We start from the raw sequence: 12,819 nt of genomic DNA, 5'->3' as shown, positions 1-12,819 counted from the left end.
GACTTGTGGGTCCAGCTTGATGGGCTGGGCCTTGTCGTCGTTGGACATTGTGTAGTCTCCTACTGCTTTCGCTCGTCAATAGCGCTGGTGAGTTGTGGAACTGCAGCACACGGTTCTTTCCTGCGGTCGCCGTCTTCCGTCACGAAGATCTTAGCGTCCGGCATTCCCGGTCCTGCAGCAACTGTCGGGCGGCCTGAGTCCCGTTCACCTGACGGAACGTACGGGGGCTGACACCCCGACCACGTCGCCGTCAACGATGAGGTAAAAAGTCGCGTGGCAACCTCACGGTGACCACGTGACCGGGGTGCATACCCGGCAGGTGCGACGGAACTCATGTGACTTGGGCCTCTTCTGAAACGATAACTACCTCAGGGGACAGGATAGCGGACGTGTGCCGTCAGTCACGAAAAACCGAGAATTCACTTCCACCCCAGCCCCCGGCCATCCACACCACCGCCATCGCACTGTCTCCGTAGAATGTAGCCAGGCTTACCTCAGTCAGTGCCCACCGCTCCGCCATCGCACCACCACCACTTTCGCCACCAATGCAGGAAAGCGAGTATCCGACGCATGAGTGACCACCTCGAACCCTCCTTCTCCTTCGACCACCTCATCCACGCCACCAAGGGACTCGACGGACCCGACGGGTTCAATGCCACGATGAAGGCCTACGACGCCGTCGGGCTCCCCACACACGCCGCGCTCACGATGCCCGGGTTCCGCAACGCCGCCTGGGGGATCGACGATGAACGCTACGTCGAACTCGCCGTCGTCGATGACTGGAACGCCGTCGCCGACTCTCCGTTCGGCGAATCGATGACCTTGATGCGCCAGGCTTTCGACACCTCCGCCCCGGGCCTGGTCGCCTTTGCCGTGCACGTGCCGGATGCGCACGCCACCGCCGCCTCACTGCGGGAGAGCGGACACGACGTCCACGTCGCCGATATCCGTCTGGAAGACAAGGACGCCGGCTTCACCGAGGTGTTCGTTACTGACGCCCCAGCCTGGTTCCCTTTCTTCGTCAGCTACGATCCGCCGCGGTCGACGATCGCGGGAATGCGCGCCGAGTATCGCGTGGCTCAGGGCGGGAGCAGCGAGCAGCCCAGCGTCACCGGCCCGGACATCGCCTGCCTGTTCGTCCGCAGCAGCGCGCCCCGCGAGGACGCTGGCCGCCTCGCCGAGGTCCTGGACCTGCCGGTGCACGACCACTCCACCGGCGCGACCGTCCCCCTGCCCGGCGCGGAGGTCCGCTTCACCCACGGCTCCCCCACCGGCCTGTACGGGTTCGGGGTCGTGCGCGCCGATCTCGCCGACCCCGCCAACCCCGTCGAAATCACCAACGCCACGATCATCCCCTGCGACTGAGCACATCACCGGTCCAGCGCCCTGCGCAGGCGGTCCACCGTCGCCCCGGCGTATTCACTGCGTTCCGGACGCTTCGCCGCCGTCGCCACGACCAGCACCTCCAGCACCGCCACCGTGGGCACATAGCTGGGACTGAGTTCAGGATCGCCACGTCCTATCCCCAGCGCCACCGTGGCGCGCGGGTCCTCGCTCAGCGCCCCCTCGGTGAGCTGAACCACGGAAAGTTCCAGTTCAGCAGCCCGGTGGAAGAGCACATCGCCCTCGGCCGAGGTGCCGTCGTAGGCGAGCATCAGCACCAGATCGCCGGGGGCGAGGGTGGCGAGCTCATCGGCGAAACCCACTCCGGTGCTGCCGATCGCCACGGCTGGTAGACCCGCCCTGCGGCACCGCGCCGCGGCGTACTCGGCGATATGGCGCGACGGCCCGAACCCGACGAGCACGAGCCGTCCGGCGTCCGCCATCAACGCCACGGCGGCGACGAGATCATCCTCGGCGACCCGCTCCATCAGTGCATCAGCACCGCCGGCGCGACGTCGGACGGCCTGAGCCACCTCCCCGTCACGCAGCGACGAGCCCATCCTGCCGCGCCGCGACAGGTCCTCGGCGAGGCGTTCGCGCAGGTCGTCGAGTCCAGCGAAGCCCAGTTTGCGCACGGTGCGCACCACGGTGGCATCGCTGACCCCCACCGCGCCGGCGAGCCTTAAGGCGGAATGGTGGCCCACGCTGTGCGGGTTCGTCGCGATGAACTCGGCGACCCTGTCCTCCGCGGGAGAAAGGTCATTCCGGCGCGACTCAATCATCTCGACCAGATCCATGTCGTAAACACTACGCGTTGGAGCACCGGCACGACAGACCACAGGTGAGGTCACGCTCAGTTACCGCATGCTAACCTGCTTCCTGCATGACCTCCCCGGCACGGAGGATCTGGGAGCATTTCCCAGAATCACCCCATCAGAACCAGGAGATCCCCCTCACATGGCCCGATCCGCGACGGCCGCGCCGGCCGCGACCGACGGTGAATCGCTGCGCAGCCACGCCTTCGGCATCCGTTGGCCGCTAGTGCTCCAGGCGCCGCAGCGTCCCCGCGTCGCCGACCCGATCGTCTACGACGACGATCCCTCCCCCGCCCGCTTCACCTGGCGGGTCATCCTCGGCGCCAAGCGATTCACCCTGCCTGGCGGCGGCCTGCTGATCCTGTCGAATATCGCCGCCGCGGCGCTCCCGGTCATCGCCGGGGTCGCGATCGACCGCGGTATCGCCGCCGGCGACCTCACCCAGCTGTTGGTGTGGACGGCAGTTCTACTGCTCGACGTGATCGTGATGTCGCTGACCTTCCGCTTCGGCGGACGCCTGGGCTTCTTCGGCATGCAGACCGTGCAGCACCGACTGCGCATGCAGGTCACCGACCGTCTGCTGGACCCGGCGGGTATGAAGGACCGCCGCCTTGGCGGTGCGATGTTGTCGGTGGCCACCGGTGACGTCTTCCGTCTGGCCGGCACAATGGCACTGGGCATTTACCCGGTCGGCGAGATCGCCGCGATCCTGGCCTCTGCGGTATTCCTGCTCACGATCTCCTGGCCGCTGGGCCTGGCCGTGCTCATCGGCGGCCCGTTGATGCTGTGGTTGATGACCGCCGCCGGACGCCCCCTGCAACGACGCAGCCGCGAACAACAGGCCCTCGTCGCCGGTGCCACCGGACGCGCCACGGACCTGATCACCGGCTACCGGGTGATCAAGGGGCTGCGCGCCGAGGACGCCGCGTCCGCCCGCTACACCGAGGTCAGCCACACCGCGCTGGGCGGGGCATTGCGCGCCAGGACGTCGCGCGCACTGTTCCTGGTCTCCATGAACACCGTCACCGGCGTGTTCATCGCCGCGCTGACGGTATGCGCGGCCTGGTTCGCCCTCACCGGACGCCTCAGCGTGGGAGAGCTCGTCGCCGTCGTCGGCGTGACCCAATTCCTGGTCAACCCCTTGACGATGTTGCCGGCCAATTCCGGGGCAATCTGGGCCACCGGCGTGGCCTCCGCCGAGCGCGTGCTGGAACTGCTGCGCACCCCCACCGAGCACGCGCAGGACGCCACGGCCGCTACAGCGTCCGGCACGAACGCAACGTCCGGCACGAACGCAGCGTCCGGCGCGTCCGGTGCGTCCGGCATCGCGGTGCTCGCCGACGGGGTGACCGTGCTGCGCGCGGCCCCCGGCGAACTGCTCGGCGTGCGTGCCGACGGCACGGCAGGACGCGACCTCGTCGCGCTGCTCGCCGACGGGCGCGCCCCGCACGGTAGCGGGCGCAGCGACGAGCGCAGCGTCCTACTCGAACAGCCAGGCACCGGCGAAACCAGCACCACCACCGATGCGGCATCGCTGCCCGTGGAGGACTACCGGACCACGGTGCTCACCGCGCCGCATGCCGCCGACCTGTTCGACGGCACGATCGAGGAAAACCTCGACCCGCACAGCACCAGCGGCAGCACCACCACCACCGCCCGCATTCCCGGCGCGCTGCACGCGGCGTCCTGCGACGACATCATCGACTCGCTGCCGGATGGGCTGGCCACCCGCGTCGGCGAGGGCGGCACTCGGCTCTCCGGTGGGCAACGCCAACGCGTCGCCCTGGCACGCGCCCTGGCCGCCGACCCGCCGGTGCTCGTCCTGCACGACCCGACCACCGCGGTCGACGCTGTCACGGAAAACACCGTCGCCGAACGCCTCGGGGCCGTCCGCGCCGGACGCACCACCCTGGTCGTCACCGGCTCCCCCGCCCTGCTGGCGCACTGCGATCGGGTGGTGGAACTGTGAGCGAGCCGAACCCCGATTCGAACCCCGATCTGAACCCCACCCGCCTGCCAGTCGCCACCGGCCGACGCTGCGTCGCGGCAATGTGGCAGACTCTGGCCGCACGCCGCTGGCTGCTGATCCTCGCCGCGGTAATCTCGGCGGCAGCTGCGGCACTGGAACTGGTGACCCCCGCACTGCTCGGCACCATCGTCGATGACATCTCCGACGGCGGGGACCACCGTCCAATCTGGCTCTACGGCACCCTGATCGCCGTGGCCATCGTCGCCGCCTCCGCACTCAGCGTGCTCGGCGTGTGGCTGGCCTCCCGCGTGCTGGAACGGCTGCTGGCCACCCTGCGCGAACGCCTGGTGACCACCGCGCTGCGCCTGCCGCAGGAACAGGTCGAGCGGTCCGGCACCGGCGACCTGATCTCCCGGGCCAGCGACGACGTCGCCCAGGTGTCCGAGGCCCTGTCGCAGGTGCTGCCGTCGCTCTCGCGCACGGTATTCACCATCGGGCTGACCCTGGTTGGTTTGTTCCTATTGGACTGGCGCTTCGGACTGGTCTTCCTCGTCGCCGTGCCTCTGTACTGGCTGTCTTTGCGCTGGTACGTGCGTCTGGCCCCGCCGCTGTACGCCGCCGAACGAGCCGCCTTCGGCACCCGCGCGCACCACCTGCTCTCTGCACTCAAGGGCCTGGACACGGTGCTGGCGTACCGGCTGTCCGGGTGGCATGGGGTGCGCACGGCGATGGCGTCGTGGGCGGTGGCCACCTGGGCGCTGCGGGCACGCACCGTGCAGACCATGTTCGCCTGGCGCATCGACCTCTCCTTCGCCGTGGCGATGTGCGTGGTGCTGTTCACCGGCTTCGGGCTGGTGGACGCCGATCTGGTGACCGTGGGTGCGGCAACCACCGCAGTGCTGTACTTCCTGCGACTGCAGGGGCCACTGCGCGGACTGATGATGGAGATCGACTCGCTGCAGGCCGCCGCCGCGTCGCTGGCGCGCGTCATCGGCGTCACCGACCTCGCCGATTCCGTGACCACGCAGGACGTTCCGGGCGCGCAGGACGTTCCGGGCGCGCAGGACGCAGCGTCCGGCGTGCGCGTCGACGCCGTCGACTTCGCCTACCAGGACGGCGCACCGGTCCTCCACGACCTCACGTTGACCATCCCCGCCGGCCAGCGCGTGGCGGTGGTGGGCACCTCCGGGGCCGGCAAGACCACCCTCGCCGCCCTGATCGCCGGTATCCACGTGCCCACCACCGGCGCCGTCGACGCCCCGGCGAACACCATGCTGGTCAGCCAAGAAACCCATGTGTTCTCCGGGACGCTGCGCGACAACCTCACCCTCGCCGCACCGGGGCGCGACGACGCCGCGCTGCTCGACGCCCTGCACCGCATCGGCGCCGACGGACTACTGGAGGAGTTACCCGACGGATTGGACTCCCCCATCGGCGCGCAGGGTCACCCGCTCAGCGCCGCACAGGAGCAACATCTCGCATTGACCCGGCTGCTTATCGCCGACCCGGACCTGGTCATCCTCGACGAGGCCACCGCCGAGGCCGGCTCCTCGCAGGCCGCCGTCCTCGACCGGGCTGCGGACGTGGCCCTGCAGGGGCGCACCGGGGTGGTCATCGCCCACCGGTTGTCGCAGGCCGCCGTGTGCGACCGGGTGGTCGTCATGGAACACGGTCGCGTACTGGAGGACGGCACCCACGACGACCTCGTGGCCGCCAAGGGCCCTTATGCGCATTTATGGGCGGCATGGAACGCCAACAGGTGAGCGGTACGCTGCTTCACTCGTGGCTAGTATTGACACGGTAACCTCCCTTGCCGCGTCCACTGCGCGACCACGACGGAAAGCGACAGTGCCATGACCAACGCCATGCCTACTAATCCCACCCTCGGCCCCATCTTCAGCGAGATTCGCCGACGCGGCGCCCAGTACCTGCTGTGGCGCGGCATCTTCGGCGTCATCATCGGCCTGCTGCTGATGTTCTTCCCCTTCGGCTCGGCGATCGTGCTCAGCATCTTCGTCGGTGCCTGGATGATCGTCGACGGTCTCGTCGCCGCCGGTGAGGCCTTCGATCTGAAGAAGGCCGACGCACCCTGGGGCTGGACGCTGACCGCCGGGATTGTCACCGTGATCGCCGGTGTGGCCATCCTGTTCATCCCCGGCATCTTCGCGCTGGTCAGCTCCATGTTCATCCTGATCTTCATGGCCATTGGCCTGGTGTTCAGCGGGTTCTCGCAGCTCACCGTCCCCAGGGCCCTGCGCAGCGGCTGGACGATCACCGGCGGCATCCTCAACGTGGTCTTCGGTATGGCCCTGCTGGTGCTGTCGCTGACCAATCCCGCGGACAACGTGTGGACGCTGGCCGTCGTCGCCGGTGTGTTTGCCCTCATCACCGGTATCTCCTCGATCATTTTCTCCTTCCGTTTGCGCAGCGCAGGCCGCTAAAACGCCGTCGGCGTTGCCAGGGTTGTCACAGCGTCCGTCATAGGAGTTGTGCGGTCTCTACGGACAGGTCTACGATCGGTCGCCATGATTACCCGTCCTGGGGACACCTCCGAGTGTTCTTATGCTGTACCCGGCCCTCACCTCGGCCGGCACCTCCGCGACACTGGCGGACGGATGCTGCTGTGGAGAGGTGGACTCAGCGTCGTCATCGGTCTGGCGCTGCTCCTCTTCCCCATCGGCACCGCCACCGTTGTGGGCTTGATTATCGGCCTATGGCTACTGGTTGACGGTTTCAGCACGATGGGCCTGGCCATCCAGCAGCGCTCCCACGCCGCCGCGTGGGGCTTCACCATGTTCTCCGGTGTGGTCACCGCCCTGGCCGGCGTCGCCATCCTGCTCTTCCCCGTCGCCTTCGCCGTGATCGGCGCCCTGGCGGTGCTGTGGATCATGGCGCTGGGTCTGGTCATCACCGGCATCGCCCGCACGGCCGCGCGCGCCGGCGGCTGGAGCCTGGCCACCGGCCTGCTCAACATCGTCTTCGGCGTCGTGCTCGGCGGTGTCGCCCTCGCCGAGCCCACCGGTGGTCTCGTGGCCCTGGCGTGGCTGCTCGGCGTCTACGGTCTGCTGTTCGGCGTCCTGTCCATCGTCATCGGAATCAGGTTGCGCCGGAGCCGGTAGCCGGGGCGTACGGTCGTGGACATGACAACCAATGACGACACGACCAACACGTACAACGCGTCCAGCACGTCCAACACAGCCAAGCACGTCCCCCTCTCCCTGATCGACTTCGCCACCGTATTTAAGGGCGAAACCTCCCGCGACGCCTTCAAGCGTTCCGTGGAGCAGGCCCAGCTCGCCGAGCGGCTGGGTTACTCCCGGATCTGGTACTCCGAGCACCACAATATGTCGTCCATCGCCTCCAGCGCGCCGGCGGTATTGATCTCCCACATCGCCGCGAAGACCGAGAGCATCCGGCTGGGCTCCGGTGGTGTGATGCTGCCGAACCACTCCCCCCTGGTGATCGCCGAACAATACGGCACCCTGGCGGAGATCTACCCGGGACGTATCGACCTGGGTGTGGGACGCGCCCCCGGTACCGACCAGCGCACCGTGATGGCGTTGCGCCGTGACCCGCGTTCCGCGGAGTCCTTCCCCGACGACGTCCGCGAGTTGCAGGGCTACCTCGCCGGACGCTCGCGCGTGCCGGGCGTGACGGCCATCCCCGGCACCGACACCCATGTGCCGGTGTACGTCCTGGGATCCTCTCTGTTCGGCGCGCAGTTGGCCGCGCAGCTGGGAATCCCCTACTCCTTTGCCTCCCACTTCGCCCCCGACGCGCTGAAGGAGGCCGTCTCGGTCTACCGCCAGACTTACCAGCCCTCCAAGGAGCACCCGGAGCCTTATGTGATCGCCGCGGTGAACGTGACCGCCGCCGACACCGAGTCCGAAGCGCTGGCACAGAGTGAAAAGGTCCGCCGGGCCCGCGTGGAGACCATGGCCCTGCGCGGGCGCAAGGTCTCCGAGGAGGACCTGGATCTGTTGATGTCTTCCCCTGCGGCCGATCAGATCCTGTCGATGCTGAAGTACTCCGCTGTCGGCACCGGTGAGCAGGTGCGCGAATACCTGGAGGGCTTCACCGCCACCGCGCAGGCCGATGAGCTCATGGTGGCGATCCAGTCGCCGTCGACTGAGGGCTCGCTGAGGGCCATGGAGATCCTCGCCGATGCCTGGGGCCTGCCGCAGCGCTAAATAGGACGCGGGCAGAGGAAGCAGGACGCGGCGCGTCAGCTGAACCAATTCACAGCGACTGTAGTGCCTGTAGTGTCCATAGCCACTGCTCATACCTGCACTACAAAGGGCAGTTTTCATCACCGCGCCCTCCCCCTCATTTTCACCCCCGATACCGTTTGGCATGAGCCCCACCTGCCCTCGACGGTATCCCTATGCTGACCTCGACATAAATACTTTCTGCGGGGAGGTGATCCCGCCGACACCCGTGCGGGTAACCCACCCGAACCTTTCTTCTGCTTAGGGTGCACTTTGCTGCATCGCGTTCACCTCGGATACGCTGCCGCTGAACGAGTTTTGCTCAGCTAGCTTCGAGCCACGCCCCCGGGACCTTCTGACGTTGACCCCGGCGGTGTGGCCGACAAGAAAGGGAATCCGCCGAATGCGCATCAACCTCCGCCGCACGTCCAGCCGCGCGCTGGCCGTGTCCATGACCGCCGTGCTCTCCATGGGAGCACTTGCCGCCTGCTCGTCCGACGACGACGACTCCAGCTCGTCTGACAACGGCGACACCCGTACCGTCACCGACGCTCGCGGTGAGGTCGAAATCCCGTCCGACCCCGAGCGCGTCGCGGCCTTCGACAACCGCATCTTCCAGGTGCTCGCCGACTGGGACATCGACCTGGTCTCCGCACCGGTCACCCTGATCCCGGACACCATCGAGAAGTACCACGACGATGAGGATATCCACGACACCGGTTCGCACCGCGAGCCGAACCTCGAGGAGCTCGTCGCCTCGGATCCGGACCTCATCATCACCGGTTACCGCTACTCCAGCCAGTACGACGAGATGAAGAGCCTGCTCCCGGACGTTCCCGTCATCGACCTGAGCTTCGGCCAGGATGCTGAGGGCGAGGACGACCAGCCCCTGGAGGACACCCTCAAGGAGATCACCAACCTGATCGGTGAGATCTTCGAGAAGGAGGACGAGGCTGAGACTCTCGTCGACAACTTCGACGAGGCCAAGGACCGCGCCGCCGCCGCCTACAACTCGGACGAGACCGTCATGGGTCTGCTGACCTCCGGTGGCGACATCAACTACTCCGCACCGTCCACCGGCCGCTCCGTCGGCCCGGTCTTCGACATGCTGGACCTGACCCCGTCCTACGACCACGACGGTTCGTCCAACCACCAGGGCGATGACATCTCCGTCGAGGCCATCGCACAGTCCAACCCGGACTGGATCATGGTCCTGGACCGCGACGGCGGCACCTCCGCTCGCGACGAGGCTGACTACGAGTCCGCCGCCGAGCTGATCGCCGAGTCTGAGGCCCTGCAGAACGTCACCGCTGTGGAAGAGGACAACATCGTCTACTTCCCGCAGGACTTCTACACCACCGAGGACATCGAGGCCTACACCGAGGTTCTCAACTCCATCGCTGACGCCTTCGAGGCCCACGACTCGGAGTAGTTCGCTCCAGCACGACCCGCACGGCCCATCCGGGTCGAGCACACGCCCGGGAACGGGACCTCCTTACCGCAGGTAACTGCGCAGGATGTCTCGTCTCGGGCGCACCCGTGTCACCAGTACCGCGACACTCCACAGACAGGATCTCCATGACCGTCGCACAGTCCTCCGCCTCAGATGAGGCCTCCCCTCCCCTGGCACCGCCACCGCAGGCCTCATGGTGGCGAACCACCTGGCCTATCCTGATCGGGATCGGCATCACCCTGGCCCTGATCATCGCATCCCTGTTCATCGGGGTCTACGACATCCGGGGCGCGGAGGACGGCTGGAAGATGTTCGGCATCACCCGTGTGCCGCGCACGATCGCGCTGGCACTGGCCGGCGCCGCCATGGCCATGTGTGGTCTGGTCATGCAGCTGCTCACGCAGAATAAGTTCGTCGAACCGACGACCACGGGAACCACCGAGTGGGCGGGGCTGGGCCTGATCCTCACCATGGTGATGATCCCCGGTGCCAGCCTGCTGACCCGCATGGTCGGTGCCATCATCTTCGCCCTCGTCGGCACGATCGTATTCTTCCTGTTCCTGCAGCGGGTCACGCTGAAGTCCTCGCTGATCGTGCCGATCGTGGGCATCATGCTCGGCGCGGTCGTCGGCTCGGTGTCCAGCTACGTCGCGCTGAAGACCGATATGCTGCAGCAGCTGGGCATCTGGTTCGCGGGCAGCTTCACCGGCGTGGTCAGGGGACGCTACGAGCTCCTGTTCATCGTGCTGATCGTCCTGGTCCTGATCTTCATCGCCGCCGACCGGTTCACCGTCGCCGGCCTGGGCAAGGACATCGCGACCAACGTCGGCCTGAACTACCGCCGCGTCCTGTTCCTCGGCATCCTCATGATCGCCGTGGTCTCCGGGGTGGTCACCGTGGTCGTCGGTAACCTGCCCTTCCTGGGCCTGATCGTCCCCAACATCGTCTCGATGTTCCGCGGCGACAACCTGAGATCGAACCTGCCCTGGGTGGCGATGCTCGGCATGTGGATCCTGATTATCTGCGACATCATCGCCCGCACCGTCATCATGCCCTTCGAGGTGCCCGTATCCCTGATCCTCGGCATCCTCGGCGCCATCGTGTTCGTCTTCCTGCTGGTGAGGAGCCGCCGTTATGCGCGATAAAAAGTCAGTCCTGAAGAAGACCTCCTCCACCGCCGACACTGGCTCCGAAGCGGAAAAGGACGCTCCCGAGGCGTCCGACGTCCGTTCGGCGGCACGCCACTCCGGCCCCTTCTCCCACCCCGGCCAGCGCACCAAGTACATCATCCTGGTCAGCGTGTTGACCGTGGCCGCCGTGGGATTCACCATCGCCCACATGAGCTACGGCAACCCGATGGACTTCGGCACCCAGGGGTACTGGAAGATCGCCGGGATGCGCGCCGACGCGATCATCACCATGATCATCGTCGCGGTCTGCCAGGCCTTCGCCACAGTCGCCTTCCACACCGCAACGAACAACCGCATCATCACCCCGTCGATCATGGGCTTCGAGTCGCTGTACATCGCCGTGCAGACCGGCGTGATCTTCTTCCTCGGCACCGCGGGGCTGGCCGCGTTCACCGGCACCCGGCAGTTCGTCCTGCAGTCGCTGCTCATGATCGTCTTCGCCGTGGCACTGTTCAGCTGGCTGCTGTCCGGAAAACTGGGCAACATCCATGTGATGCTGCTGGTCGGCGTGGTCATCGGCGGCGGCCTACGGTCGCTGTCGACCTTCATGCAGCGCCTGCTCGAGCCCAATGAGTTCGACGTGCTCACCGCCCGGACCTTCGGCAACATCAGCAACGCCAACACCGACAACTTCCCGATCGTCATCCCCGTCGTCGTGGTGACCTGCCTCATCCTGCTCCTGCGCTCCCGTCGGATGAATGTGATCGCGCTCGGCAAGGACACCGCCAGCAACCTGGGCCTGAACCACAAGCGTGAGCTGATGATCCTGCTCCTGCTGGTGGCGATCCTCATGGCGATGACCACCTCGATGGTTGGCCCGATGACCTTCCTCGGGTTCCTCGTGGCTACGCTGGCCTACCAGCTCACCGACACCTACGACCACCGCCTGATCCTTCCGGTGGCGGTCCTGGTCGGTTACCTCGTGCTGATCGGTTCCTACTTCATCATGCGCAACTTCTTCTACGCCGAGGGCGCAGTGACGATCATCATCGAGCTCGTCGGCGGAACCGTCTTCCTGTTCTTCATCATGCGAAAGGGTCGCCTGTGATCACCATCGACAACGTCTCCAAGTCCTACAGCGCCGAGACCACGATCGGCCCGGTGTCACTCGAGATCCCGGCTGGCGGCGTCACTGCCCTGGTCGGCCCCAACGGTGCCGGCAAGTCCACCCTGCTCACCATGGTCGGTCGCCTGCAGAAGCCGGACACCGGCACCATCACCGTCGGCGGCATGGACATCGCCTCCGCCGCGTCCGGCGAGGTCGCCAAGCGCCTGTCGATCCTGCGCCAGGAGAACCACTTCGTCACCCGGCTCACCGTGCGCCAGTTGGTCGGCTTCGGCCGCTACCCCTACTCCCACGGGCGGTTGAACGTGGAGGACGAGAAGTACATCTCCGAGGCCATCGACTTCCTCAACCTCCGCGAGTTCGAGAACCGCTACCTCGACCAGCTCTCCGGTGGTCAGCGCCAGCGCGCCTACGTGGCGATGGTGCTGGCGCAGAACACCGAGTACGTGCTGCTCGATGAGCCGCTGAACAACCTCGACATGAAGCACTCCGTGCAGATGATGAAGCAGCTGCGCCGGGCCTGCGACGAACTGGGCCGCACGGTGATCATCGTGCTGCACGACATCAACTTCGCCGCCCGCTACGCCGACCACATCTGCGCGATGACCAATGGCGAGGTCAACGTCTTCGGCACGCCGGACGAGGTCATTCAGGACGAGACGCTCAGCGATATCTTCGGCACCGACGTTCGCGTCCTGGAGACCGAATACGGTCGCCTGGCGAACTACTTCTGAG

At 66.6% G+C, this 12,819-nt stretch carries 11 protein-coding genes; 10 read left to right on the top strand and 1 reads right to left on the bottom strand.

Annotation, left to right across the window (positions count from 1 at the left end; genetic code table 11):
• The first annotated feature begins 570 nt into the window (after positions 1-570).
• Positions 571-1,365 (top strand): VOC family protein, encoded by a 795-nt coding sequence (locus tag ACT3SZ_RS07000; protein ID WP_444617777.1) that lies wholly within the window; start codon positions 571-573, stop codon positions 1,363-1,365.
• Between the two features lie 5 nt (positions 1,366-1,370).
• Here the strand turns inward: ACT3SZ_RS07000 and ACT3SZ_RS06995 are convergent, their stop codons facing one another.
• The gene (locus tag ACT3SZ_RS06995; protein WP_444617775.1) at positions 1,371-2,180 is read right to left on the bottom strand and encodes a MurR/RpiR family transcriptional regulator; all 810 of its coding nucleotides are present in this window, start codon (positions 2,178-2,180) and stop codon (positions 1,371-1,373) included.
• 160 nt (positions 2,181-2,340) lie between these two features.
• Here ACT3SZ_RS06995 and ACT3SZ_RS06990 point away from each other — a divergent pair, with 160 nt between their 5' ends.
• The 9 genes from ACT3SZ_RS06990 to ACT3SZ_RS06950 all read left to right on the top strand — a co-directional run bounded on the left by ACT3SZ_RS06990 (position 2,341) and on the right by ACT3SZ_RS06950 (position 12,818).
• The gene (locus ACT3SZ_RS06990) at positions 2,341-4,167 is read left to right on the top strand and encodes an ABC transporter transmembrane domain-containing protein (protein ID WP_444617773.1); all 1,827 of its coding nucleotides are present in this window, start codon (positions 2,341-2,343) and stop codon (positions 4,165-4,167) included.
• Positions 4,164-5,930: an ABC transporter ATP-binding protein gene (locus ACT3SZ_RS06985; protein WP_444617771.1), complete on the top strand. Its 1,767-nt coding sequence runs from the start codon at positions 4,164-4,166 to the stop codon at positions 5,928-5,930. The genes ACT3SZ_RS06990 and ACT3SZ_RS06985 overlap by 4 nt, the downstream gene beginning before the upstream one ends.
• A 102-nt stretch (positions 5,931-6,032) precedes the next feature.
• Complete coding sequence (locus tag ACT3SZ_RS06980; protein ID WP_444617769.1) at positions 6,033-6,608, top strand: HdeD family acid-resistance protein; 576 nt, start codon at positions 6,033-6,035, stop codon at positions 6,606-6,608.
• Between the two features lie 174 nt (positions 6,609-6,782).
• A complete protein-coding gene (locus ACT3SZ_RS06975) occupies positions 6,783-7,286 on the top strand; it encodes an HdeD family acid-resistance protein (RefSeq protein ID WP_444617768.1) in 504 nt (167 codons plus the stop codon).
• 21 nt (positions 7,287-7,307) lie between these two features.
• Positions 7,308-8,357 (top strand): LLM class flavin-dependent oxidoreductase, encoded by a 1,050-nt coding sequence (locus ACT3SZ_RS06970; protein WP_444617767.1) that lies wholly within the window; start codon positions 7,308-7,310, stop codon positions 8,355-8,357.
• Positions 8,358-8,778: 421 nt separating this feature from the next.
• Entirely contained in the window at positions 8,779-9,807 is a 1,029-nt protein-coding gene (locus ACT3SZ_RS06965; protein WP_444617765.1) for a siderophore ABC transporter substrate-binding protein, read from the top strand.
• Between the two features lie 146 nt (positions 9,808-9,953).
• Complete coding sequence (locus ACT3SZ_RS06960; protein WP_444617764.1) at positions 9,954-10,973, top strand: ABC transporter permease; 1,020 nt, start codon at positions 9,954-9,956, stop codon at positions 10,971-10,973.
• Complete coding sequence (locus ACT3SZ_RS06955; protein ID WP_444617762.1) at positions 10,963-12,066, top strand: iron chelate uptake ABC transporter family permease subunit; 1,104 nt, start codon at positions 10,963-10,965, stop codon at positions 12,064-12,066. The genes ACT3SZ_RS06960 and ACT3SZ_RS06955 overlap by 11 nt, the downstream gene beginning before the upstream one ends.
• A complete protein-coding gene (locus ACT3SZ_RS06950; RefSeq protein WP_441579461.1) occupies positions 12,063-12,818 on the top strand; it encodes an iron ABC transporter ATP-binding protein in 756 nt (251 codons plus the stop codon). Before ACT3SZ_RS06955 ends, ACT3SZ_RS06950 begins: the two co-directional genes overlap by 4 nt.
• The last annotated feature ends 1 nt before the right edge of the window (position 12,819 follow it).

It is taken from the genome of Corynebacterium sp. AOP40-9SA-29, from assembly GCF_052377405.1.
Taxonomy (GTDB): Bacteria; Actinomycetota; Actinomycetes; order Mycobacteriales; family Mycobacteriaceae; genus Corynebacterium.
This window is presented reverse-complemented; position numbering and strand designations above follow the sequence as displayed.

Coding starts and splice junctions, on each gene's coding strand:
- ACT3SZ_RS07000 (WP_444617777.1), top strand. CDS start 571: ATGAGTGACCACCTCGAACCCTCCTTCTCCTTCGACCACCTCATCCAC.
- ACT3SZ_RS06995 (WP_444617775.1), bottom strand. CDS start 2,180: ATGGATCTGGTCGAGATGATTGAGTCGCGCCGGAATGACCTTTCTCCC.
- ACT3SZ_RS06990 (WP_444617773.1), top strand. CDS start 2,341: ATGGCCCGATCCGCGACGGCCGCGCCGGCCGCGACCGACGGTGAATCG.
- ACT3SZ_RS06980 (WP_444617769.1), top strand. CDS start 6,033: ATGCCTACTAATCCCACCCTCGGCCCCATCTTCAGCGAGATTCGCCGA.
- ACT3SZ_RS06975 (WP_444617768.1), top strand. CDS start 6,783: ATGCTGCTGTGGAGAGGTGGACTCAGCGTCGTCATCGGTCTGGCGCTG.
- ACT3SZ_RS06970 (WP_444617767.1), top strand. CDS start 7,308: ATGACAACCAATGACGACACGACCAACACGTACAACGCGTCCAGCACG.
- ACT3SZ_RS06965 (WP_444617765.1), top strand. CDS start 8,779: ATGCGCATCAACCTCCGCCGCACGTCCAGCCGCGCGCTGGCCGTGTCC.
- ACT3SZ_RS06960 (WP_444617764.1), top strand. CDS start 9,954: ATGACCGTCGCACAGTCCTCCGCCTCAGATGAGGCCTCCCCTCCCCTG.
- ACT3SZ_RS06955 (WP_444617762.1), top strand. CDS start 10,963: ATGCGCGATAAAAAGTCAGTCCTGAAGAAGACCTCCTCCACCGCCGAC.